The sequence below is a fragment of the Colwellia sp. BRX10-3 genome (assembly GCF_014077505.1).
Classification (GTDB): Bacteria; Pseudomonadota; Gammaproteobacteria; order Enterobacterales; family Alteromonadaceae; genus Cognaticolwellia.
The window spans coordinates 650,691-675,976 of sequence record NZ_JACGWA010000001.1 but is presented as its reverse complement, the minus strand read 5'-3'; the positions used below and the strand labels follow the sequence as shown (position 1 = coordinate 675,976).

The following is a 25,286-nucleotide window of genomic DNA, read 5'->3' as shown; positions in this document are numbered from 1 at the left end:
ATGACAACTGTCACGCCTAAAAAAACGCCAGAAATTGACCACAGTATTGATACTAATACCGGAATAATAGCTTGGTTTGCTCGCAATAGCGTTGCAGCCAACTTATTGATGATTTTCATTTTAGTGGGTGGTTTGTTAACCATTCAAACCATCAATAAACAAATGTTTCCGCAACTTCAGATTAATTGGATTTCTTATACTGCACCCTACCCTGGAGCCGCGCCACAAGAAGTTGAAGAAGGTATAACCATTAAAATCGAAGAGGCACTTGAAACGGTTCAAGGCCTTAAACGAGTGATTACTTATTCAAACCGAAACTTTTCTAACGGTTGGTTTGAAGTTGAGCTAGATTACGATCCTCAAGTTGTGCTTGAAGAAGTAAAATCTGCAATAGATTCAATTTCTAGCTTCCCAGATGGTATGGAACGGATAAAAGTAGAGCGTCAAAAGTTTCGTCAAGAAGTCATGTACCTTAGCTTATATGGTGATCTAACTAACGGTGAACTCAAAGAGCTTGGTCGTAAAATTCATAATGAAATTCAACAACTGCCAATGATCAATATATCTGATTTATTCAGCGGTTTAGACTATGAAATCTCTATTGAGGTGAGTAAAGATAAGCTGAGAGAATACGGCTTGAGTTTTAATGATATTGCTAAATCAGTACGCAGTTATTCTCGGAACATGTCAGCAGGGCAAATTCGTGCAGAAAATGGTTATATCAACCTTCGTGTAGAAAATCAGGCGTATCGAGGGCATGAATTCGAGCAAATTCCCGTAGTAACTTTAGCTGATGGTACTCGCATTGTGTTAGGCGAAATCGCCACCATTATTGATGGCTTTGAAGAAGGCCTGCAATACTCGAAATTTAATGGAGAAAACTCAGTAACCTTATTTATTGGTGCGGCTGATAATCAAAGTATTACCGATATTGCCGATGTAGTTAAAAAATATGTGGAAGAAAAGTCAGCGGTATTACCTCCAGGTGTTAAGTTAGAAACTTGGGTTGATATGACTTACTACCTCGAAGGTCGCTTAAACATGATGGTCGACAACATGAAAAGTGGCGCTGTGCTGGTATTTTTAATGTTGGCGCTATTTTTACGTGTTCGTTTAGCTTTTTGGGTAATGATGGGTCTACCGGTATGTTTCCTTGGAACATTACTGGTAATGCCACTTGAGTTTGTCAATGTCACCATTAATGTTATTAGCCTATTCGCCTTCATATTAGTGCTGGGTATCGTGGTTGATGACGCCATAGTGATGGGCGAAAGTGCCCATGATGAAATTGAAGAACACGGCCATAGCACCGAAAATGTTATTCGAGGCGTTAAACGTGTTGCCATGCCAGCTACCTTCGGTGTATTAACCACTATTGCGGTATTTCTCCCTTTCCTTTTTGGTGAGGGGCCGTCTTCAGCGTTTGGTAAAGCCATTGGCTCTGTGGTTATTCTTTGCTTAATTTTTTCTTTAGTTGAATCTAAACTTATTTTACCAGCACATTTGGTGAAAATGAAAATGAAAGCCTTTAACCCTAAAAATCCAATTGATAGGTTGCGTGCATGGATTGATAGAAAGTTGAAGGCCTTTATTGAAAACGTTTATAGCCCAGCTTTAGCGGTATTTATTCAATATCGTTATGCGGTATTAATGTTTTTTATTAGCTTAATGCTCATTAGTGCCGGTTTGTTCAGCGGTGGTTTTGTACGTTTTGTTGGTCAACCTAAAATTCCACATGATTTTCCTCGAGTTACGGTAGAAATGAATGTCGATGCTTCAGAAAAAGCCACGCTGGAAACCTTGTTAAATATTCAAGGAGTTATTAACCGTATTGATAAAGAAATTGAAGCTGAATATGGCAATTCAATGATCTCTGATATGCAGGTTGATTTACGCAGCAGAACAAGTGGCCAACTTATGGTCAAGCTTGTTATACCTGAATTACGTCCGATGAATACTTTTGAGCTTGCCGATTTATGGCGTGCAGCCATTCCTAATTATCCAGGTGTAAAATCATTCACCATTGGTGATAATTTATTTGGTGGTGGCCGCGATGACGGTGATATTGCCTTTAGATTAGAAAGTAAAAATGATGCAGAATTACTGGCAGCGGCAAGAGAATTAAAAGTTAAACTTAATTTACTTAAAGGGCTTGGTGATGTTAACGATAGTCGCCAAACAAGTGCTAAAGAAGTACAGTTTGAATTGAAGCCACTAGCTTACAGTTTGAACTTAACCCTAGCAGACATTGCCTCGCAAGTAAGTTATAGCTTCTACGGCTTAGAAGCCCAGCGTATTTTACGTGACAGTGAAGAAGTGAAAGTGATGGTGCGTTACCCGCTTGATCAACGAAGCTCTGTTGGCCATGTTGATGATGTGATGATACAAGCGCCTAATGGTGCCGAGCTGCCACTATCTGAACTTGCTGTGATTACTCTACAAGAAGGTGTAACACGTATTCGTCGTGAAAATGGTAATCGTACGATTAATGTTTGGGCGAGTGTCGATGCTGAACAGGTTGAACCTTTTAAAGTGGCTAATGATATTAGAGATAATTTTATTCCAGAGCTATTAAAAAAATACCCGCAAGTTAAAAGTGAAGTAACGGGAAGTATTCAAGAAGAAATGGATGGTGCTGACAGCCAGTTGCGCGATTTCGTTATCTCATCAATGATCATATTTTCATTGCTAGCGATACCGCTGAAGTCTTATTCACAGGCGATGATGATTATGGTGGTTATTCCTTTTGGTATTATTGGTGCTGTTCTTGGTCACTTTATTTTAGGTATGGATTTAAGTGCCTTGTCAGTGATGGGGATATTAGCCGCTGCTGGGGTGGTGGTGAATGACTCCTTGGTCATGGTTGATTATGTTAACAACGCAAGAAAACGCGGTATAAGACTAAAAGATGCGGTAATGCATGCCGGTAATAAACGTTTTAGAGCCATCATGTTAACGTCAATAACAACGTTTATTGGTTTAGTACCTATCATCTTCTTTGAAGTAAGTGCACAAGCACAAATTGTTATACCTATGGCAGTCTCACTAGCTTTTGGGGTGTTATTTGCCACCATTGTTACCTTGGTACTGATACCTTGCCTTTATCTTATAATTGAAGATCTTAAAGCATTGTTTAAGCGTAAGAAAAAAGTGCCACAAGCTGAGTCGCCTGCGTTAGACAGCCTTAAAGGTGAAACCTCATAGGGACAATATTTAAATAGTTACTATTTAAATTAAAAGTAAATATAAAGCAGTCCCGTCCATGTATGGGTCAAGCTAAAACTAAAAAGCCATCACAATGTGATGGCTTTTTTATTAACTAATTTAGTGGAATTACTTAACACCTAACTCTTTTAGCCTTTCCAATAAATAACTGGCATGGGTGTGTTTTTCTGACAAGACCACTTCGTTCCTAGGGTGTAAAAATAAGGGTAAAGAGATGCGTGATTTAGCGGCGTTTTCACCCGTTGGATTAATTACCCTATGACTTGTTGATGGGAAATACCCTTGCGAGGCTTCTTGTAGCATATCACCAATATTAACAATCAAATGACCAAAGTCAGCTGGAACATCTAGCCATTCGCCATCTTGTGCTTGCACTTGTAAACCTGGTTCGTTGGCAGCGGGTAAAATTGTTAGTAGATTAATATCTTCGTGAGCTGCTGCGCGAATAGCGCCAGGTTCTTCTGTACCTTTGAGTGGTGGGTAATGCAGTATTCTTAACAAGGTATTAGGTGTGTCCATTATCATATTAGACAAGGGCTCAGAATAAAGTTTTGTGACTTCTGGTGGGCTATACTTTTCTACCCAATCAAGCAATTCGCTGGCAAGATCTGAAGCCATTTTATAATAATTAAGAATATCTGTTTTCAGTTGTTCAGGAATGCGTCCCCAAGGATAAACATGATAGTATTCTTTAATATCTTTTTTGTTATGACCTTTGGCGGTTTCTGAAATTTCAGGAGCAAAATAACCGTCTTGTTTTTCAGGATCAAATGCAAACTCTTGCTTTTCTTCTTGTGTAAAAAACACATACCAATCGTGATATATTTTATCTACTAAAGCCTGTTGAATCGGGTGATTAGTTAACACCCCAAATCCAGTGTTGCGCAGACTTTCAACAAATTTTTGTGCGGCGTCATCAGCCCTATAATCAACAACTTGTACTTGCATACTTTTCCCCTAATACAATAATCTTAATGCTAAATCTTTATTTTTACGTATTATATACCAAACTAAAAGGAAGTGAATGAATTCAATCATCGTAGGTGATGAAGACAACAATAACTCACCTTACTGTATATGATATGACTTGATGGGTATTGAGTTTGTAGTGACTTTACCTCACACAATCATTTTCGTTTTAATATAGCCATAATAATATGATGAATGGTAACGGCCAAATTATGCTAACCCTTTCATTATCGGCTATTAAATAATTTTTTTTAAAATAAAAGAGAAGTAGCATGATAAAAAATCTGGTTATAGTCGTTTCCTCAGTAGTGTTTTTTTCAGCATGTAGTTCCAACAATAATACCTGTGAGGATGTAACGTTAGCTTCAGAGCAAGTGCAACAATGTCAGGCATTACATAAACAAATTATCAATACCAAAAATAAACCTATATTGCGCACAGAGTTAGAACGCAGATACCAACAAGATTGTATTGATATTCGTTACTATCGAGACGACAAGCAGACTGGCGTTTGTGGTAACAAAGCTGAAGTAGCGGAATCGAAAAAACTTAATAAATAAAACAATGGCTTAGGGTAGATAAGTCGCTTGTTTTTTGTTACTTTGGCTTGTGTTTTAAAGGATTGGGGGCAGATAACTGACTCCATCATAAAAATTAACCGTGTAATATGGTGAAAAAGTTGACAGATTCATTAGACCCATTAAAGCCATTAGCTAATTCAAATACAGATTTGGCAAAAGAATCTATTGTCTTGCTGAATAAGTATCAAAAGCTTCAAGATCGCTACACAGCTCTATTAAAGCTCAATCAATTATCGATTGATTGTGCCGACCTTAATGCTCTCTTTGAACAAGTTCATCAATCTATTGCTGCTGTAATGAGCGCCAATAATTTCTATATCGTGTTATATGATCAAACATTATCAACTTTAGAGTTGGTATACCATGTTGATGAGAAAGACGAATTAGAGCTGCGTGTTTATCCACTCCATCACTTTGAAGGTTCAATGACAAATTTCGTCATTGAAAGCGGAAAAGCTTTATTGGCAACACCAGAAGTTGTTGCGCAATTAGAGCAAGATAAAAAGATTAAATCTGTCGGCGCAGAGAGTATAGATTGGCTTGGTGTGCCTTTGATACATGATGGTTTTGTTATCGGACTTATGGCCGTACAAAGTTATTCGGCCGAAACTCGCTATCAAGAATCTGAGCTAGATTTACTGGAGTTTACCGCTCAACATATCGTCACAGCATTGATACGCTTACAGGACAGAGGACGATTAAAAGCCGCCGTAGACGCACGAACACGAGAATTAATGCAACAAATCCGCGATCGTGAGAAAGCCGAGCTATTACAAGAGTCGTTATACCGCATTTCAGAGTTAACCAATGATCCTGATTTAGATATCGACATCTTTTACAGTATGGTTCATAACATAGTTGGTCAGTTGATCAATGCTGAAAACTTTTATATTGCTAAATATAATGCGGTAGATGAAGAGTTGTTTTTTGCCTATTTTCTTGATCAAAAACTTAATACTAACGATGAGCATTATCAGCCGCGTAAACTGTCAAATCGCTTCACTGAATTAGTATTAAGAAGTGGCGAAACTGTGTTGCTTGATCAGCAAGCTATGCTAGCTTTACATCAACAAGGTAAAACCATTAAACCAGGCGCTAATGTAGTATCGTGGCTTGGCGTACCATTAATTCATTCAGGTGAAATGCTGGGTGCTATGGTTTTACAAAGTTATCAGCAATCAATAAATTTTTCTGAGCAAGACGCTGAGCTTTTACGTTTTGTATCACGGCATGTGGCATCAGCGATGAATCGCCGCACAATTGCCAACGATGAACGCAAAGCTCATGAACTTTTAGAATATCAAGTAAAACTGCGCACCGCCGCCTTAGAAGATGAGATAAAACAGCGGAAAATAGCCGAAGAAAAACTTCAACATGCTGCATCACACGACATTCTAACGGGCTTACCTAATCGAGCGGTATTTATAAACTTATTAAACCATGCCATAGCATGCAATAAACGCCGTCCCGAATTTAAATTTGCCGTTTTGTTTCTTGATTTAGACCGCTTTAAAGTGGTGAATGACAGTTTTGGACATCATGCCGGTGATAGTCTCCTTAAAGAAATTTCTACCGCGTTAATTGACGTAGTGCGAGACAAAGATACCGTAGCGCGTTTAGGTGGCGACGAATTTGTTATTTTGGTAGAAGATATCGAGAGCAATGAAGGTACATACGAAATAGCTCAACGAATAACAGCATTAATGTCTTTACCGTTTACTATTGAAAATCAGTCAGTTTTTATTGGCACCAGCATAGGTGTATTATTTAATAATGAGCGTTATAAAAGTGCAGATACCATGCTCAGAGATGCCGATATTGCAATGTATCACGCAAAAGATAAAGGTAAAGGGCGCTTTGAAGTATTTGATTCAAGCATGCATAAAAAAGTGCAAAATGCCATGCTACTGGAAAATGACATTAGAGAAGGCATTGATAATAAAGAGTTTATTCCGTACTTTCAACCGATAGTAGAAATGAGTGGTGGTAAAATAATTGGCTTTGAAGCCTTGGCGCGATGGCAGAGTGATAAACGTGGTTTTGTTTTCCCAAATGACTTTATTCCGTTAGCAGAAGAAACCAATTTAGTGATAGCGATTGATTTACAAATTTTAGAAAAATCATGCCAACAGCTTAAACTTTGGCAACAACGTTTAGGGTTAGACCACCTTTATGTTAGCTGTAATTTGTATTGTAATCACTTTTTCAGTTTAAGTTTACCGCAAGACATTCAAACTATAATTGATAAAACTGGCGTGCAATCGCATCAAGTTCGTGTCGAATTAACCGAGCGAGCGTTGTTAGAAAATAGTGATATTGTGCTCGACAATATGCGGGCATTGAAAAAAATGGGAGTGAAAATATTGCTCGATGACTTCGGTACCGGGTATTCAAGTTTAAGTTATTTACATCGTTTCCCTATGGATGTTTTAAAGATTGACCGCTCCTTTATTAATAATGTGCACGAAAGTGGGAATCATCAAGCGATAATTAAAACCATTATTGATTTAGCCGCTAATTTAAATATGTCAACGGTTGGAGAAGGTATTGAAAACGAAGCCGATGCTGAACTATTAAGAAACATGGGCTGTGTTTATGGTCAAGGGTATTATTATTATAAGCCTTTACCAGGCGATGAAATTGAAACTTTTTTACTCAATAAAAGTTAATCAACAGCTTTTACGATTTAATACCATAAAAACCCGCTAATAATTTTTTATTAGCGGGTTTTTTAGATCCCATTGAAAATAAAACCTTTTAAACGTGACTCATGTTTTCGCTGTGTTTCAAATGAACTAACAACAGAATGTGTTGGCGCTTTTACAATTTTTACGGTAATTTATTCTGTATATTAAGTTATTAACCATAAAATTGACTGATAATGACAAGTAGTAAGCCCAAAACCTTAGATCGTATTGATTTAACTATTTTAGATGCGTTACAAAAAAATGGTCGAATTTCAAATAGCACATTGGCACAACACGTAAATTTAAGTGCTAGTCCCTGCTTGGAGCGTGTAAAAAGATTAGAGCAAGAAGGCTATATCGAACGTTATGGTGCTTTTTTAAATGCCAGCAAATTAAACTGTGGTATGACTGCTTTTATCCAAGTGACGCTTGATCGCACCACCGCCGATATTTTTAATAAGTTTCGTGCACAAGTCATTGAGATTAAAGAAGTGGCAGAGTGTCATATGGTGGTAGGGGGCTTTGATTACCTACTTAAATTACGTTTTGAAAATATGGACGCCTATCGATTGTTATTAGGTAATATTGTGGAGTTGCCAGGAGTATCTCAAACACATACTTATGTGGTTATGGAGCATGTAAAAAGATACTCGGGCGTGCCCATTTTCGATTAACTATTACAATAATGCAAAGTTATATTAACACCCTCTGATTGTTGCACTGTCTGCTTTTCGTATGACGAACTAGTTTTTTAACATAACAGTCGATATAGTGTCTTGAGATGTTTTTATTAGCTGCTTTTAGTTATCTATATTTCTAAACAGACTGATATGTAATTATAAAAATAACCAAGCCAAACGGTTCTATTAATTGCCCAATTAGCGAGTAATTAACCAGAGTAATTGGTACAAGTTAATGAGAAACCATGAATATACTCCCATCAAAAACAATCAAAAAATTTAGTCTATTTACCTTTGCCACTATTGCCTTAATAGCCTGTAATAAGCAGCTACCTGCGCCCGAACAAATGGCGCTTGAAGAAGTGCCTAGCAAAGTGAATGCCGAAAATATTAAAGCGCATATTGAGTTTCTTGCTGATGACACCCTACAAGGGAGAGATACCGGCAGTAATGGTTATCAAATTGCGGCCAATTATGTAAAGTCATATTTTATGCAACTGGGTTTGACACCAAAAGGTACCAATATCGGTAGTGACGAGCGAGGATTTGAACAAGAAGTTCGTTTTCGTAAAAGCTACCTTATTGACGGCTCTGCCAGTGCCATAATTCATGGCTTAGCAGGCGATATTGAACTTGATTATGTAACCGAATTTTTAATGTCTGGTTCAAGCTTCCAAAATGAAACCGCTATTACCGCCCCTACAGTGTTTGTTGGTTACGGCGTAATATCTGAAGAGTTTGGTTATAACGACTATGAAAACATTGATGTTAAAGGCAAAGTTGTTGTTGCGTTATCGGGCAGACCAGACGATTTACCTTCTGAAGAAGGCGCGCATATTGGCTCAGGCGCAGAGAAAAGTCGACATGCAGCAGAGCATGGTGCTATTGGTTTTATTACTATTCATACCCCAAAACGTGAAAAAGTGCGAAGTTTTGAAAAGTCAGCACAATATGCAAATACTCCACGCTTAAGTTGGCTTACCAAAGACGATATTCCGTTCGGTAAACAACCTGAAATTATTGCTGGCGCTTATATTGCGCAAGATGCCGCGCAGGCTTTATTTGAGGGCGCAGCAATGACTTTAGCGGATGTTTTTACCGCTGATACTAATAATAACGCCATTAACAGCTTTGCCCTGCCTTATCAGGTAACCTTGAAAAATCGATCGCGTTATGAACAAATCACTAGCCCCAATATTATCGCAGCCGTTGCCGGTAGCGATGAGCAATTAAAAAATGAATATGTGGTATTTAGTGCCCACCTTGACCACATAGGCATAAGCTCTCATGGCGACGATGAAGACACTATCAATAATGGTGCATTAGATAATGCATCTGGTGTTGCCATTCTACTTGAAACAGCTCGTTTATTAGCACAAATGCCAATAAAACCAAAACGGTCAGTATTGTTTGTTGTTGTTACTGGTGAAGAAAAAGGTTTGCTAGGCTCAAGCTATTTTGCCAATAACCCAACGATACCTGTGACGCAATTAGTCGCCAATGTGAATTTGGATATGCCGTTAATTTTATATCCATTCGCCGATGTTATCGCTTTTGGCTCTACCCACTCAACTTTGGGACAAATTGTTACAACTGCGGCAAAGAAAATCGATATAGAACTGAGTGATGACCCTATGCCAGAACAGGCACTTTTTACCCGTAGCGACCATTACAGTTTTGTTAAAGCTGGCATACCATCGGTATTTTTGATGACAGGCTTTAAATCAACAGATGAAAATATTGATGGTGGCGCAGTATTCGGGGACTTTTTGAAAAATCATTATCACCAACACAGTGACGAAATAACGTTACCGATAAACTACCAAGCGGCGGCAAATTTTGCCTTGGTTAATATGATGATAGGTTTGGAAATTGCCAATCAAGCGGAGCGTCCAAAGTGGCATAGTGGTGACTTTTTTGGTTTAACCTTTGCGCAATAATGAATGCTAATAATTTTGACTAGGAATCGTTAATCCAGTAGTTAAGTACTTAAATAAGGAAGTATTAATTGATGAATGCTCTTGAATATGCCCAGCAGGCAAATGGTTCTTTTGCCTTACCCGACGCGTGTTTTAAAATAAAAGCTTTGATGGAAGACGATGACTCGACCATAGAAGACTTTGCCAATGTTATCAGTGTTGACCCTTCGATGACATCGCGATTATTACAAATTGCCAATAGCGCTATTTACAGTTTTCCCGGTGAAATAAGTACCATTTCACGTGCGATTACTATCATAGGTACGCAAGCCATTTATAACATGATGTTAGTTGATGTTGCGGCGACAGCTTTTAAGCACTTTTCAAATCAATCTATCGATTTAAAACGTTTTTGGCAGATGAGTGTTTTCTGTGGTTTAGCAACGAAAAACTTAGCCATTACCGCTGGCATACGAGATATAGAACGCTTATTTGTTGCGGGCTTACTCCAAAATTTTGGCGAGCTTATTGTTGCGAAAATTTCACCTGAATTAGCAAAGCAATGTGAAGCGTATAATGCAGATATATTGCCTTGGGAATTACAACAACAGTTATTGGGCTTTACCTACACTGAAGTTTCTGCTGAGTTATTAAAAATTTGGCAGATCCCAGAAAAAATAATCTTACCTATTCGCCACTATAATAATGCCCATAACATTCAAATCAATAAAGATGTCAAAGTACTCTACTTAGCATCAAGATTAGCCTTAGTAGAATGTCATCCTGAGGTCTTTAGTTATGATGATAGTATTGATGCCGCACTTTGTGAGACCTTGAAAGTATCAACAGGTGATCTAGAAAACGCCGCAAATTTCGCGAAAATAGAAACGGAAAATATTCTCAATATTATGAACGCAAAGTTTTATTGATAATACGACTTAACAGGTGCAATAAATATTATACACTTGGCTAACTATTGGCTGTCTGCTAAAACAAGACTTTACTAATAAAGCCTGCTAGCATCGGTCAGTTAATCGAACAAGTTACCTCAATAAAAACGGGCGCTATGTATATAATTATTAGCCCTAATAAATTACAAAGAAGGCACTTATGAGTACAGAAAGAGAGCATTTTAGTTCCCGCTTAGGGTTCATTTTAGCCGCTGCAGGTTCAGCAGTTGGTATTGGTAATTTGGTCGGCTTTCCTGTGAATGCGGCTAAAAATGGTGGCGGTGCATTTTTATTAATGTATGCACTTTTTGTTTTCTTTATTTGTTTACCCGTGATGGTTGCCGAAATGGCGGTTGGTCGGAAAACGGCAAAAGAACCTGTCGGGGCTTATAAAACCTTAAGTGGCGGTAGTAGAGCTTGGGGCGCTGCTGGTTTTCTTGGCGTGTTAACCCCCTTTATGATCGCTGTTTTTTATATGGTACTAACGGTATGGATTTTTGGGTATATCGTTTTAACATTAAGTGGTAATTTAGATTACTTAGCCAGCAGTAATGGTTTTGGTGAGTTTGTTAATAGTCCATATTTATTCGTGGGTATGGTGGTAGTCGCCGCCATTGTTAACTTTATACTGGTTGCCGGTGTTAAAGACGGTATCGAAAGGGCGTCAAAAATATTGATGCCCACCTTGTTTATTATGCTACTGATTATGGTGGGCTATGTTTTAACTTTAGATAACGCACTTTTAGGTGTTAAGTTCTTCTTAATTCCTGATGTATCTAAAATTACGCCTGCGGTGATTAATGGCGCGTTATCACAAGCGTTTTTCTCCTTGTCTTTAGGCATGGGTATACTTATTACTTATGGCTCTTATATTGACCGTAAAACCGATATTGTTGGTTCAGCAAAGCTTGTCGCTTTAACAGATACCGCGGTTGCATTCACTGCCGGTTTAATGATTTTACCAGCGGTATTTTCATTCAATCCTAATGTTAACCCAGCGGAATTGAGCGATAGTTCAGTATCGTTAATCTTTACCTTTTTACCAAAAATATTTTTAGCGTTGCAAACATCAATTGGCTATATCGGAGCAAGTTCGGTAGCGGCGTTCTTCTTTATTCTAGTGTTTTTTGCTGCTATTACCTCGTTAGTTTCTATTTTAGAGGTGCCAGTATCTTATTTAGTAACAGAGAAAAAACACAGTCGTAAGAAAGCCTTATCGATATTATTGATGACTGCCGGGGTATTAACTATTTTTGCAACGTTATCATTTGGTATGGTGTCATATTTTACAGAGTTTACCTCTTATGCTGGTGGAACTCGCTCATTTTTTGATGTGATTTATGATGTTTTCTACGATACTATTTTACCGTTAAATGGCTTTTTATTATGTGTGTTTGTTAGTTACCGCTGGAAAAGATTGCAGTTATCTGAAGAACTAGCGTTAGGCAATGCAAACTATAAAGGTTCATGGGTTGAGAAGTATATTAACTTCTCGTTAGGAACGTTTATTCCGGTGATAGTATTTGGTATTTTTATCAATACCGTTATGCAGAAATTCTTTGGTTATAGTATTTTTGGCTTTTAAATTGTTTTCTTAAAAGACCTACTTATAACCAATAAAGTAAGTTAATTGATACTTAAGGCCGGATAATTTGTTATTATCCGGCCTTATTTTTTTGTAGCTAGAGTTTCTTATAATGATTGAATTTATCCAGCCATGTGACTTCAGTGAAAGCCAGCGACTATTTCATGGTCGTGGTCATGCATACCCAGAACTGTCTCATGTTAATGTTGACTGGTTTGAACCCGTTATTTTGATCAGTTTATATCAGGAAGTTGAACCTAGCTGGCTAGCAGAGCAAGTTTCTCATTTACAGGATTTGACCGATAAATGCCAATCGATTCAGGTACAATATCGTTGTCGTAAGTTTGCCCCGTGCGAATTACTTTGGGGGCAAGAAGTCACCCATTTATCTGCTGTAGAGCATGGTTTAAAATACCATCTTAGTTTAGGTAAAGCGCAAAACTCTGGCTTGTTTTTGGATATGAGAAATGGTCGAGAGTGGGTTAAAAATCACAGTTTTAATAAGCGTGTATTAAACTTATTCTCATACACTTGTGCTTTTTCTGTCGCGGCATTAGCGGGTAATGCGAGTAAAGTGATTAATGTTGATATGAGCAAAAGCTCATTGGCTAAGGGACGAGAAAATCATCGATTAAACCAGCAAGATCTCAGTAAAGTGATCTTTGAAGGTGTCGATATTTTTAAGTCTTATGGCCGTTTGAAAAAACATGGGCCTTATCAACTGTTAGTTTCAGATCCGCCATCTTTTCAAAAAGGTAGCGTTGATATTGAAAGAGATTATAAGAAAATTATTCGTCGCCTGCCCGAACTTATGTCAGATAATGGTGATGTGTTGTTGTGTTTAAACTCTCCAGACCTTAATGTCGAATTTTTAATGGCAGAAGTCGCTAGAGAATGTCCTGAGTGCGTATTTCAATATCAATTGAATGCCCCTGAAGTGTTCAAAGAAGCTTATGAAGGTAAAGGTTTAAAGTGTTTATATTTTATATATAAACCAAGCTTATAATCGCTAATGTTCGCTTGAATTATTTTGTTATTCAAGCAAACAACATAACTATAATTTTTACTTGCAACTAATTCAGCACTACACGTGCGGCTAACAAAATCAAAAAGCACCCGGTAATTCTATCGACAATATGACTATTGCTTTTTAATTTTTCTAAAATCGGCCCACGTGACATGGTAAAAGCAATAATGACATACCACAGCATATCAATGATGCCGACGGTTGCTGTCATCACGCCTTTTTGTAGCCAACCTGCATCAGGTTCAACAAACTGACTGAATAAGGCTATAAAGAAAATGGCTAATTTAGGGTTTAAAAAAGCAATGAAAAAACCATCTCGCCAGCCATTTATACTTGGATCTAATGCGCCACCTTGCTGAGCAAATTGGATGTTTTGTTGTTTGCTCATTAACGCTTTAATACCTAGGTATAAAAGAAAAGCTGCGCCAGTATATTTTATGGACGCGAACAACATAGGTGATTGTACTATTAATATCCCAATACCGGTTGCGGTTATCGCTGCATATAATGTAACACCTAAGCCGTGACTGATGGCGGTGGCATAACCTTGGCGTGCACCACCATTTAAGGTGTTTTTAATCACTAAGGCGAGGCTAGGGCCGGGAGACAAGGCACCAAGAATACAAATAACAACCAGTGATAACCATAAATGAAATTCCATAATTTGATGTGCCTTAGACTGCTCTATCTATTAGTCTGCATGTTATCACTAATGTTGAGTTTTAATACGAAGAAAACTGGCAAATCTTGGCACACCTCGTTGTGTTTTACCAATGTATTTATAAGTTATTACGCTACCTACTTTAGGTGGGTACTGGCGCTGTTGATCAGAAAAACCAGTACCTATTTTAAAGATAATACCTTCAGGGGTTTGTACTTTAATTGCACCCAGTAAACCATGATATTTACCTTTTCCTGGCATATGCGCTATGACTAACGCTTCAGCGTCCTGATGTTTTTTTAGTTTTAACAAGTTCTTGCTACGACCACTTTGATAGTGAGCAGAAGTAAGGTGCAGCATTAAACCCTCGCCGTTATTATGGATAACGTTATCTAAGAGCGCATATAAATCAGCATTGTTTGTTAATTTTATTTGTTGAATCATCGTTAGGTGAGCAGAATTACTTTCTTGCATCAATTGCTTCATGGTGGTAATTCTCCTGGTAAAATTATCTGTTTGTTGAGGTAAGTCAAAGATCATCAGTTTAAGGTCTTTCCAACATTTACCGTCTGAATGCTTGCGCCGAACACAGGCGCTGATTTGTTCAAATTGCCCACGTCCACTCCATAGCTCACCTCCCATAGCAATTTTAGGCCAGTTTGCAACAAACCATGAGGGAGGTGATAACACATTACCGTTGCGTGTTAAAAGTTGTTGTCCGTTCCAGTATCCGCGAACACCGTCTAGCTTTTCACTTACCCAGTAATCTTCAACAGCAGCACCTTGATGATATTTAGTGGCAAGTTGTAATTGAGGCTTTTGCGGTTTTAATTGAGATGTGGTTGCTTGCTGGGCAAATGCGCATGGCAATAGGAAGAGTACAAAGCTAAAGCAAAAAAATTGTTGAGGTGTGGTTATTTGAAACATCCTTGTTCCTTTTCAGTGTTTAATCCCAAGCCATCTATAGGAGTATCTTGAGGTGGGTTGAATATAGTATAGAAGCATTTTAGCGAGACGAGTTATTCGTTTGGTTAGATGTTTAATACCTGTTGTTAGAAAAACGACTATTTAAAGTCGAAATTTTCTCAATGTTGACTACACTTTTGCATGAAATGGTATTCAATGGATGATGATAGATGAAACGGATAATTCTTTTTAGCCTCATGTTAATGACTTTATTATCTGCGTTTTTAGCGACAGCAGGTAAAAAACAATGCCAAGGCTATCGCAATAAACTCGATAATATTCAAGCACAGCAACGTCAAGCAAACTCACATAAACGTAGTAATAGCTTGGCAACTAAGGAAACTAAAGCACGCGATACATGGTGGCAATGTGAAACGGGTAAACTTAAGCCCAAGTCTAAGAAAAAGAAAAAATCAAAACCCAAAAAATCCCATAAGAAAAAACCAAAAAAAATTAGTAGTCCACCTAGTGATCACAAGCCATATAAAAAAATTAAACCCTTAGTACCTTTTGCCAGCAATAATCCTGTGGTAATGCGTTCAAAATATCAAGGTGAAAAATTACAGGCTTGGCTGACATTCTATCAACCAGCGAAAATGTGCGCTCGCCCTAAATCAACGCAACAGTTTGCCGCATGTGTTGAAGACAAACGTCTCCAGCAAACGGAATTTGACAAAAGCTATTAGCCTTGTGTTTGTAATAGTGGCTAATATGTTGTCTTTTACACTACTTTATTATCATGTTTTTAAAGTGAAGAAACTTTATCTCTTTGATAAATAGTTATAATTTTTTTGGAACGACTTTTGCTTTATCGTTAGCTAAACAGATAATTTAATAGCTTATAGGCTTTTATATGCAAAATAATATAGCAGAAAAAATAATGCGAACAGCACGCACTATGTTAGGTTTTTTATGTTTATTGATTGGCATGATATTTATATTATTGCCCGGTCCTGCAGTGCTATTTATACCGCTCGGGTTAGCCTTGTTAAGTTTGGAATACGATTGGGCAAAAGTGTGGCTAAAAAGAAGCCAACGTTATTTTCGTCAGGCGGCAGTCAAAGCTGATCAAGGTATACATTGGTTGGGAAGGAAATTACGCCGATAATCGCACAGCTTGCTGAAAGGTGCATTACTGACAATTTAAGTTACTAGTTTAAGTTCAAGTAACGATTTTAATGAGTAATTGGCTTTATCAGCATTACTCATTTTTATCACATCCCAGTAGCGGCTAATTTCGGGTTTAATTATTTTTGCGCGATATACTGCGCTTTAGAATTATTATAATGCGCAACAATATTATCTATTGTCTCTTGGCAATAGTCTCTTAAGCCACTTAGTAACATGAACTTTTTACCATGCCCAATCACCTTTTCTTCTGATACTAAATCAAATGCTAAACAGGCGTTACCGCGTTTGCCTTCGATGGCTAAAGTGGTTGATGATAAACGTAATGTGATGTCTTTAAAATCAAGATTATCAAGATGAATAGACATACTTTCATACATAACCATAGGGCGAGTTGGGTTGATCATAACCTTATTTTCTTTCATTAATTCGACAAGAATATGTGGAAAAGTATGGCCTGAAAATTCAACATAAGCACGGGTTAAAGCTTCAATTGATTGGCTGTTTTTGGTGCAATTACCAGCAACCGACATATTCAAATATTCTTTTTGCTTATCGTCGATAATACTCGCAGATGTTTTTATTTCTGTTGGAATATTTAACGCTGTTGAGTCTGTTACCATGCCAGAAAATTTAAAGCTCATTTCTTGGTGCAATCCTGCACGCTCTAATATCAATGAAAACAGCAAGTCACCAGGAACACAAAAACGTTTGGCGTCAATATCATGTAAGGGATTAAAATCATCAGCAATTTGTTTAGCAAAATCACTCGCCTGTTGACGTGTGAAACTAATTTTATCATCCGTAATTCGGCAATAATTCTCTAAAAACATGGATACTTGTCATCACTTTAAGCTATTAAAATCGGCGCTATTCTATCAGTTAGCCTTGCTGAAATCGAAGGTTATTAATATTTAAATCACTAAGCAGACCAGTAATAATAAGGCCTTTAGAGGAATATACGGTTAAATATCTGTTTTATTAGTTAATGAATAATTATTAACGAGTTGTTCCTTGTTTTGCTTGCTCAGTTGTTTAAGTTGATATTCTCGACGACTTGCTTGCTGGCGATTAATCTGAGATTCAGCATAAGCTAGAGATACTGGGCGGCGCATTCGGGTATATTTTGATCCCTTTTTGTTGCATTCGTTATGCTCAAGAACACGTCGCTCAAGCGAGGTGGTAATGCCAGCATAAAGGCTATTGTCGGCACAACGAAGAAAATAAACATACCACATAGTAATAAAGTCTGATCAAAGAGCTAATAAATCATTTTCGCAATTTTTTTGTCGATATTCGAGATAAAAATGAATTAATACTGGCTGCTAGTTAGCGATTTTTATACTATATAGGGTCTTAAGAAATAATAGGTTGAACTATGTTACAAACAGGAATAGGTGCGCTGCGTAAAATGCGTGCGGATTTAGCGGCAGATGGTACGGTAAATTATCGTATGGTGGTTGGCGAAGAAGAAGTTGAGCTAAATTCACTTATAGGCAAGCACCTGACACTGAATTTTAGTGGTCATATCGATTGTCAGCATTGTGGCAGAAAAGTTAAAAAAAGTTACTCTCAAGGCTATTGTTATCCTTGTATGCAAAAACTTGCGCAATGTGACATGTGTATTATGAAGCCAGAAACTTGCCATTTTGAGCAAGGTACCTGTCGAGAGCCAGAATGGGGCGAAAGCAATTGTATGATCCCTCATTATGTTTATCTCGCAAATACTTCGGGCTTAAAGGTTGGTATTACTCGACATACCCAAATTCCAACGCGCTGGATTGACCAAGGGGCCACCCAAGCATTGCCTATTTTTAAAGTGAGCACTCGCTTACAATCAGGGTTAGTAGAAATTGCCTTAGCTGAATTTATTGCCGATAAAACTAATTGGCGGGCGATGCTTAAAGGTAGCGCTGAAACACTAGATTTAAAAGCTGTTGCTGAAGAGTTGAAGCCTAAAATTGCAGAAAAATTGGCAAGTGTTAGTCTTAAATATGGTAGTGATGCTGTAACTGAATTGGATGAAGATGTTGTTGACCTGCATTTCCCTGTTAAGCAATATTTAACAAAAATTTCATCTTTTAACTTTGATAAAACGCCTGAGGTTTCAGGTGTTTTAATGGGTATAAAAGGGCAATATTTAATTTTTGAAACTGGGGTGATTAACTTACGTAAATTTACTTCGTATCATGTCAGTTTGCAGGTAAGTTAATTATTTTTAAAGGATAATTAATTTATATAGGCTAAACTGAATTTACTACACGAAGGTTTACTTTTAGCTGAGTTATTTATAGCGATAAAAGAGATTTTAGGATCATTATGATGAATGTGAACGACTATGCACAACAAGCCAGTGAAATATTTGTACTTTCAGATTCTTTTGTCCGCATAAAAGAGTTGATCGATAATGAAGATTCGACGATTGACGACATTGCCGATGTTATTATTCTGGACCCTGCATTAACTGTAACCATTTTAAAGCTCGCGAATAGCACATTTTTTAATTATCCTGGAAAAATTGATACCATTTCGAAAGCCGTACTCGTGCTAGGGATCACTGAAGTTTATAACTTAGTGATCGCTTTTTTTACTAGTCGTGCGTTTAAAGAGCTAAATGTAGCGCAAGACTACTTAGATGATTTTTGGTGTAAAAGTGTTGATTGTGCACTGATTGTTAAATATGTTGGGGTTTCACTTAAGATCCCAAATGCGGAACGTTTGTTTATAATAGGGTTACTTCATCACTTGGGCGAGCTTGTTGTTCAGCAACTGTCTCCAGAAAAAGCATCAGCCGCTAACAAATTTACATCCACCGAGTTACCCTGGGATAAGCAACGACAAACACTGGGTTTTTCTTATGGAGAATGCGCTGCAGAGCTTTTAAAGCAATGGCAATTACCTTATAGCATTATTGAACCTATTCGTAATCAAGATAATAGCGACTTTGCCTATAGCACAGATGAAACTAAACTACTGTATCTATCGAAACGCATTATGTTGAGCCAATTTGATTGTAGCTCGCATGCTATTGAGTTGCTATTAACCGAAGATGCTTTACAGCAGTTACCTATAGATGAAAATATTTTGCAAGGTGCCATTAATTTTTGTGATCTTGAGCGATTAAGTATTTTATCCGTTATCAATCCAGGTGCTGCGACAATTTTTTAATGTTGAGTCGTTAACCACTTTATACCACCTACATTAATTCAAATATTTATTGATACCGGATTAGTTTTAATCGCTAATCTATAAGTAAAGTGAACCTAAACACTTTGTTTTATTGGCACTTTTGATCCCGCTCATATTTAAGAACGTTTCTTTGTCACATTCTTATAGCATTCCTTGAAGTAGAGGATGTTAGATAAACATAGCTTTAATTCAGTGTGTTTAATCATTGAACACTGCTCTAGCCTATTGAAGTTACCCCTACATATCACACCACCTATATTGTAATCACTTTTTTGCTAAAAACATTGCACCAGTAGCTTACAAATCAATTTCATCTGCACTGCCATGGTGCGGTTGTACTACTTGTGAAATATTTATGTAATTGTTTTATAAGACATATTCAGCTTGGCATAAAGCTTGATATGTATTAGATAATAATAATTAGGGATATAAAACATGAAACTAGTAAGTGCAATCATAAAGCCATTCAAGCTTGATAATGTCAGAGAGGCAATTTCTGAAATAGGTATTGAAGGGCTAACAGTTAGTGAAGTAAAAGGCTTTGGTCGCCAGAAAGGACATACCGAGTTATATCGTGGTGCTGAATATCAAGTAGATTTTCTCCCGAAAGTCAAACTTGAAATTGCGGTAAACGATGAGGTTGTGCAACGGTTAGTTGATGCGATAGCAGAAGCTGCACATACCGGTAAAATTGGTGATGGCAAAATATTTGTTTATGACCTTGAGCATGCCGTACGAATTCGTACTGGTGAACAAGACGTAGAAGCGATATAGGAGCAAAATCATGGAACAAAATATTTTTCAACTTCAGTACGCAATGGACACCTTTTATTTTCTAATTTGTGGTGCGCTAGTAATGTGGATGGCCGCTGGCTTTTCAATGTTAGAAGCGGGTTTAGTTCGCGCTAAAAACACCACAGAAATTTTGACGAAAAACGTCGCACTCTATGCTATTTCTTGCATGATGTACTTATTTGTTGGTTACGACATTATGTATGGTGGCGGGATGTTTTTATCAGGAATAGAAACGGTTGACCCTGCTAAAGTTTTAGCTGACTTTACTACTCGTGAAGATGGTTTTACCGGTGCAGCCATTTATTCAGCGGCATCTGATTTCTTTTTCCAAGTGGTTTTTGTCGCAACTGCAATGTCAATTGTTTCTGGCGCAGTAGCTGAACGTATGAAATTATGGGCGTTTTTAGCCTTTGCCGTAGTGTTAACGGGTGTTATCTACCCGATGGAAGGAAGCTGGACTTGGGGCGGTAATGCTGTGTTTGGCATGTATACCTTATCTGAACTTGGTTTCTCTGACTTTGCTGGCTCAGGTATTGTACATATGGCTGGAGCAGCAGCGGCATTAGCAGGTGTTTTACTGTTAGGTGCACGTAAAGGTAAATACGGTAAAAATGGTCAAATAAATGCAATACCGGGTTCAAATCTACCTATGGCAACCTTAGGTACATTCATTCTATGGATGGGCTGGTTCGGCTTTAATGGTGGTTCAGTATTGAAACTTGGCGATATTGCTAGTTCACACTCAGTTGCTATGGTTTTCCTTAATACTAACGCCGCCGCAGCTGCAGGTGCAATAGGTGCTTTAGTGTTTGCTAAAATACTATTTAAAAAAGCAGATTTAACCATGGCGTTAAATGGTGCATTAGCTGGTTTAGTGGTTATTACTGCTGAACCTTCTACACCAACGCCTATTCAGGCAACTTTGTTCGGCGCTATTGCGGGTATCGTTGTTGTGTTGTCAATTATCAGCTTAGATAAAATAAAAATTGATGATCCCGTTGGTGCTATTTCAGTACACGGTGTAGTTGGTTTACTCGGCCTATTACTAGTACCTATTACCAACAGTGGTTCAAGTTTTAGTGGTCAGTTAATTGGTGCTGCAACAATTTTTGTTTGGGTGTTTGTTACGAGTTTTGTTGTCTGGTTCGTACTGAAAAAAGTAATGGGCATTAGAGTCAGCGAAGACGAAGAATATGAGGGTTGTGATCAAGCTGATTGTGGCATGGAAGCTTACCCTGAGTTTACCCGTGGCTAAATCATTTAAGTGAATTAAGTTGCTATAAAACTGTAAAACCTGTGTATTAACCTACACAGGTTTTTTATTTTTATCTGATTGATAGCTCCATAAGCGTGCTGGAAAATAGCGAAGGTTATAAATATTTTTCAAAGTTTACTGCCATTAGTCATAAACTGTGTAAAATTAAGCTATTAATCGATATATTTATTAGTGGATTGTTAGATGGCAAGAGAGCAGTTTGGCGTTTGTGCGGAGCCTAGTCTTCACGGTTATTATTTATTATTTAATGCTTTAGATGATAAAAATTTATTTTTACGTAAAGCGCTATCTCGTTTGCCGGCCTTATTTGATAAATATGCTGATCGTTTTTCAGAAGCTAATTTAGCGGGCGTTATTGCTATAGGTACCAACTTTTGGGATGAATTATACCCACAAGGCCGGCCAAAGCACTTACGACAATTTCCAGAAATGGCGGTTGAAGATCGTACCGCGCCAGCGAATAATTATGATCTTTATATTGAAATTCGTGGTGATCGAGCCGATGTAAATCACATTGTTGCGACAAAAGTGTGTCAACTATTGGCCGATAGCGTTGAATTGGTCGAGCAAGTACGAGCGTTTCGCTTTTTAGATGGTCGAGACTTAAGTGGCTTTGTTGATGGCACTGAAAACCCTCAAGGGCATCATCGTCGCCGTGTTGCACTGATTAATGCAGAACAAGATGCCGAGTTTGCTGCGGGCAGTTACTTACATATTCAGCGTTATCGTCATAATCTAAATTTGTGGAATTCATTGGAAGTAAAAGATCAAGAAGATGTTTTCTCACGGACTAAAGTTAATAATGATGAGTACTCAGAAGAGAATAAAGCGCCAACATCACATATTAAGCGAGTGAACCTAAAAGATAGTGAAGGCAATAGCATTGAAATATTACGACAAAGCATGCCTTATGGTGATATGAAACTACAGGGGTTGTTCTTTGTTGCCTATTGTCACTCACCTGAACCATTCGAATTAATGCTTAAAAGTATGATTGGTGGTGATGCTCATGGACATAGTGACCATCTGCTTAAATACACCCAAGCTGAAACCGGTGCAGCCTTTTTTGTGCCGAGCTTAAATGTTTTGGCGCAGCTTGGTGAGTAATGCCGCGCTTTAGTTTCAACGCTATAGTACTTAAAAGATAAACATTATAGCGTTGAGTAATACAAAATTTTCAAGCCAATGCTTACGTTAAATTTTTCAAAAATAACGCTTCAAGTCTAGAAATGGTTTGTTTAATGGTTTTGACATCAGTTGGGGCAATAAAAATAGTATCATCACCCGCAATCGTACCGAGTACACCATCACTTTTACTTAAGCTATCAAGCAAGCGGGCTATTAATTGAGCCGCTCCAGGACTAGTTCTAATAATGATCATCACGTCATTGTGCTCTATATCGAGTACAAGTTGTTTAAGTGGGCTTTTAGCGGTGGGCATACCTAGTTCTGCAGGCAAGCAATAAACCATTTCCTGGCGGGCATTACGCGTTCGTACTGCGCCAAACTTGCTTAACATGCGTGATACTTTAGATTGGCTAATATTCTCAAAACCTTGAGACTTTAAAGCTTCGGCAATATCACCTTGCGAACTAAATTGTTCCTGATTTAATAAATCTTTGAATGCTTGTACTAACGCTTCTTGTTTTTGTTGTCCGCTCATATAGGTCCATGAAGTAATAAATTATGGTCGACTATTATTGATTTATAATACCTATTTTATACCTAAGTATTATTTCATAATTTTTATTATACGTTATCCTTATAAGTCAATACAGATGAATAATCATTGTTTTTTGGCCATTTATGCTATATCTTTTGGCCGACAAATTTTACGTAATTACTCAAATCTTCGGAGACATCGAATGAAAGTTGCTGTGCTAGGCGCTGCTGGCGGAATCGGCCAAGCGTTATCTTTACTATTAAAAACTCAATTACCTGCAGGTTCTGAGCTATCTTTATATGACGTTGCACCAGTGGTTCCAGGTGTTGCCGTTGATTTATCACACATCCCAACAGCGGTAAAAGTTGCTGGTTTTGGTGCTGACAATCTAGCTGGCGCGCTAACAGGTGCTGATATTGTAATTATTCCCGCGGGCATGCCACGTAAACCAGGTATGGACCGCGCAGATTTATTTGCTGTTAATGCTGGTATTATTAAAACCTTAGCAGAAGGCATTGTTGCAAGTTGTCCTAAAGCGTTAGTGGGTATTATTACTAACCCAGTAAACGGTACAGTGCCAATTGTTGCTGAAGTTTTCAAAAAAGCGGGTACTTACGATAAAAACCGTGTTTTTGGCGTAACAACTCTTGATGTTATTCGTTCTGAAGCTTTCATTGCTGAATTAAAAGGCTTGAACGTAAGCGAAGTGAAAATACCGGTAATTGGTGGCCATTCAGGTACCACAATTTTACCACTTCTTTCACAAGTTGAAGGTGTTACTTTCTCTGATGAAGAAGTTGCAGCGTTGACGCCACGCATTCAAAATGCGGGTACTGAAGTTGTAAATGCTAAAGCTGGTGGTGGTTCTGCTACGCTTTCAATGGGCGCAGCTGCTGCTCGTTTTTGTTTATCTTTAGTTAAAGGTTTACAAGGTGAAGACGTTGTTGATTACGCTTACGTAGAAGTTGAAGGTGGTGATGCGCCATTTTTTGCTCACCCAGTACGTTTAGGTGTTAATGGTATTACTGAAATATTACCATACGGCGAGCTAAGTGCTTTTGAAGAAAAAGCAAAAAATGACATGCTTGCAACACTAAAAGCAGATATCAAAGAAGGTGTTGATTTTATCAACGGCTAAGCTTTATAAGTTTTACTTTAAAAACCGCGTTAATCGCGGTTTTTTATTGTCTAAATTTTCTTAAAGTCAGCGTTATCTTAATGAAGGGAATATTCATAAAGGTCATCATAAGCCATAAATAATGGATAACAGTAAAGTTTGAAATGACAAAATAGTAATTAACTCAAGATATAGGTAAAATGTGGCTAACTTTATTGATTATGACGGTATTATGACCAGCTCTTTTAGTTACCAAACAAACTTTATTTTAGACAAATCTCATTTTAGTGAATGCTTTGACGAATCTGTTCAAGCACAAACATTTATCTCTTTATATCAAAAAGGAGCGTTATTGGTACTGGTTGGTGCAGCATTGGTGATGTTCTCAGAACTAAATCCTTATGCGGCGTGGTTTATTTTTTCTTTGGGTATATTGGAGATTGTTAGTAGCCACTATAAAAAATCGTGGTGGGTTGCACGTCAGATGTTAAGTAAAGTAGCCAAAGCTGAGGTCAGTTTACAAATCAACGAAGAAAGTATTCACATATCGTCATTCTATAATGATAACAATATGCAATTTAGTGATATAGAGCGATTAACTCCCACAGATAATGGCTGGCTAATAAGCCATAAAGGCAATAGGCACTATATTTCTAACCGTTGCCTTGATGAACCCAGCAAGGCTTTTTTAGAAGCTAAAATTAGTCACTAGCCTAAAGATAGCGCTTATTGCTTGTTTTTATCAATTTATATCAACTGTTTTTATAGAAACTTTATAAAAGTTGAATGAGAATAGTTCGCAAAAACCTTGACAGAGTTCGGTATCTTCATTAGTCTTGCGGCATATATAAATTCATCAATTTTATAA

At 37.7% G+C, this 25,286-nt stretch carries 23 protein-coding genes; 17 read left to right on the top strand and 6 right to left on the bottom strand.

Translation table 11 applies throughout. The annotated features are described in order from the left end of the window. On the top strand, positions 1 to 3,204 hold the full coding sequence (locus H4J38_RS02910; RefSeq protein ID WP_182129267.1) for an efflux RND transporter permease subunit: 3,204 nt from the start codon (positions 1 to 3) through the stop codon (positions 3,202 to 3,204). A gap of 129 nt (positions 3,205 to 3,333) precedes the next feature. Here H4J38_RS02910 and H4J38_RS02905 read toward each other — a convergent pair whose 3' ends face one another. Further along, the gene (locus H4J38_RS02905) at positions 3,334 to 4,173 is read right to left on the bottom strand and encodes an isopenicillin N synthase family oxygenase (RefSeq protein WP_182129265.1); all 840 of its coding nucleotides are present in this window, start codon (positions 4,171 to 4,173) and stop codon (positions 3,334 to 3,336) included. Between the two features lie 293 nt (positions 4,174 to 4,466). Between H4J38_RS02905 and H4J38_RS02900 the strand changes: the two genes are divergently transcribed. The 7 genes from H4J38_RS02900 (at position 4,467) to H4J38_RS02870 (ending at position 13,602) form a co-directional block, all read left to right on the top strand. After that, complete coding sequence (locus tag H4J38_RS02900; protein WP_182129263.1) at positions 4,467 to 4,754, top strand: hypothetical protein; 288 nt, start codon at positions 4,467 to 4,469, stop codon at positions 4,752 to 4,754. 119 nt (positions 4,755 to 4,873) lie between these two features. After that, on the top strand, positions 4,874 to 7,444 hold the full coding sequence (locus tag H4J38_RS02895) for an EAL domain-containing protein (RefSeq protein ID WP_259365366.1): 2,571 nt from the start codon (positions 4,874 to 4,876) through the stop codon (positions 7,442 to 7,444). A 209-nt stretch (positions 7,445 to 7,653) separates the two neighbouring features. Continuing rightward, positions 7,654 to 8,136 carry a winged helix-turn-helix transcriptional regulator gene (locus H4J38_RS02890; protein ID WP_310733445.1) on the top strand — a complete coding sequence of 161 codons (483 nt, stop codon included), beginning with the start codon at positions 7,654 to 7,656 and terminating at the stop codon, positions 8,134 to 8,136. Between the two features lie 251 nt (positions 8,137 to 8,387). Continuing rightward, positions 8,388 to 10,082 (top strand): M28 family metallopeptidase, encoded by a 1,695-nt coding sequence (locus H4J38_RS02885; protein ID WP_182129258.1) that lies wholly within the window; start codon positions 8,388 to 8,390, stop codon positions 10,080 to 10,082. Positions 10,083 to 10,153: 71 nt separating this feature from the next. Further along, entirely contained in the window at positions 10,154 to 10,990 is an 837-nt protein-coding gene (locus H4J38_RS02880; protein ID WP_182130112.1) for an HDOD domain-containing protein, read from the top strand. A gap of 181 nt (positions 10,991 to 11,171) precedes the next feature. After that, positions 11,172 to 12,596, top strand: a complete 1,425-nt coding sequence (locus H4J38_RS02875; protein WP_182129256.1) for a sodium-dependent transporter — start codon at positions 11,172 to 11,174, stop codon at positions 12,594 to 12,596. A gap of 112 nt (positions 12,597 to 12,708) precedes the next feature. Next, positions 12,709 to 13,602, top strand: coding sequence for a class I SAM-dependent methyltransferase (locus H4J38_RS02870; RefSeq protein WP_182129254.1), 894 nt, complete (start codon positions 12,709 to 12,711; stop codon positions 13,600 to 13,602). 67 nt (positions 13,603 to 13,669) lie between these two features. Here the strand turns inward: H4J38_RS02870 and H4J38_RS02865 are convergent, their stop codons facing one another. Further along, entirely contained in the window at positions 13,670 to 14,284 is a 615-nt protein-coding gene (locus H4J38_RS02865; protein ID WP_182129252.1) for a LysE family translocator, read from the bottom strand. A gap of 48 nt (positions 14,285 to 14,332) precedes the next feature. After that, on the bottom strand, positions 14,333 to 15,211 hold the full coding sequence (locus tag H4J38_RS02860) for a DNA ligase (protein ID WP_182129250.1): 879 nt from the start codon (positions 15,209 to 15,211) through the stop codon (positions 14,333 to 14,335). Positions 15,212 to 15,420: 209 nt separating this feature from the next. On the opposite strand from H4J38_RS02860, the gene H4J38_RS02855 reads away from it, so the two are divergent. Next, positions 15,421 to 15,936: a hypothetical protein gene (locus tag H4J38_RS02855; protein WP_182129248.1), complete on the top strand. Its 516-nt coding sequence runs from the start codon at positions 15,421 to 15,423 to the stop codon at positions 15,934 to 15,936. 167 nt (positions 15,937 to 16,103) lie between these two features. Next, positions 16,104 to 16,358 carry a PGPGW domain-containing protein gene (locus H4J38_RS02850; protein ID WP_182129246.1) on the top strand — a complete coding sequence of 85 codons (255 nt, stop codon included), beginning with the start codon at positions 16,104 to 16,106 and terminating at the stop codon, positions 16,356 to 16,358. A gap of 139 nt (positions 16,359 to 16,497) precedes the next feature. Here H4J38_RS02850 and H4J38_RS02845 read toward each other — a convergent pair whose 3' ends face one another. Beyond that, positions 16,498 to 17,211 carry a DUF3581 family protein gene (locus tag H4J38_RS02845; RefSeq protein WP_182129244.1) on the bottom strand — a complete coding sequence of 238 codons (714 nt, stop codon included), beginning with the start codon at positions 17,209 to 17,211 and terminating at the stop codon, positions 16,498 to 16,500. Between the two features lie 132 nt (positions 17,212 to 17,343). Further along, positions 17,344 to 17,616 (bottom strand): GIY-YIG nuclease family protein, encoded by a 273-nt coding sequence (locus H4J38_RS02840; protein WP_182129242.1) that lies wholly within the window; start codon positions 17,614 to 17,616, stop codon positions 17,344 to 17,346. A gap of 215 nt (positions 17,617 to 17,831) precedes the next feature. On the opposite strand from H4J38_RS02840, the gene H4J38_RS02835 reads away from it, so the two are divergent. From H4J38_RS02835 to H4J38_RS02815, 5 genes are all read left to right on the top strand, one after another. Further along, entirely contained in the window at positions 17,832 to 18,590 is a 759-nt protein-coding gene (locus H4J38_RS02835) for a DUF2797 domain-containing protein (RefSeq protein ID WP_404842586.1), read from the top strand. A 107-nt stretch (positions 18,591 to 18,697) separates the two neighbouring features. Next, positions 18,698 to 19,546, top strand: a complete 849-nt coding sequence (locus tag H4J38_RS02830) for an HDOD domain-containing protein (RefSeq protein WP_259365365.1) — start codon at positions 18,698 to 18,700, stop codon at positions 19,544 to 19,546. 456 nt (positions 19,547 to 20,002) lie between these two features. After that, the gene (locus H4J38_RS02825) at positions 20,003 to 20,341 is read left to right on the top strand and encodes a P-II family nitrogen regulator (RefSeq protein WP_081148267.1); all 339 of its coding nucleotides are present in this window, start codon (positions 20,003 to 20,005) and stop codon (positions 20,339 to 20,341) included. 10 nt (positions 20,342 to 20,351) lie between these two features. Continuing rightward, the gene (locus tag H4J38_RS02820) at positions 20,352 to 21,617 is read left to right on the top strand and encodes an ammonium transporter (RefSeq protein ID WP_182129238.1); all 1,266 of its coding nucleotides are present in this window, start codon (positions 20,352 to 20,354) and stop codon (positions 21,615 to 21,617) included. A 204-nt stretch (positions 21,618 to 21,821) separates the two neighbouring features. Continuing rightward, positions 21,822 to 22,745, top strand: a complete 924-nt coding sequence (locus H4J38_RS02815; protein WP_182129236.1) for a Dyp-type peroxidase — start codon at positions 21,822 to 21,824, stop codon at positions 22,743 to 22,745. A gap of 82 nt (positions 22,746 to 22,827) precedes the next feature. Here the strand turns inward: H4J38_RS02815 and argR are convergent, their stop codons facing one another. Then, entirely contained in the window at positions 22,828 to 23,301 is a 474-nt protein-coding gene (gene argR / locus H4J38_RS02810) for a transcriptional regulator ArgR (RefSeq protein ID WP_182129234.1), read from the bottom strand. Positions 23,302 to 23,503: 202 nt separating this feature from the next. Between argR and mdh the strand changes: the two genes are divergently transcribed. Both mdh and H4J38_RS02800 read left to right on the top strand, forming a co-directional pair. Continuing rightward, a complete protein-coding gene (gene mdh, locus H4J38_RS02805; protein ID WP_182129232.1) occupies positions 23,504 to 24,439 on the top strand; it encodes a malate dehydrogenase in 936 nt (311 codons plus the stop codon). A gap of 181 nt (positions 24,440 to 24,620) precedes the next feature. Beyond that, a complete protein-coding gene (locus H4J38_RS02800) occupies positions 24,621 to 25,130 on the top strand; it encodes a YcxB family protein (RefSeq protein ID WP_182129231.1) in 510 nt (169 codons plus the stop codon). Positions 25,131 to 25,286 lie beyond the last annotated feature (156 nt).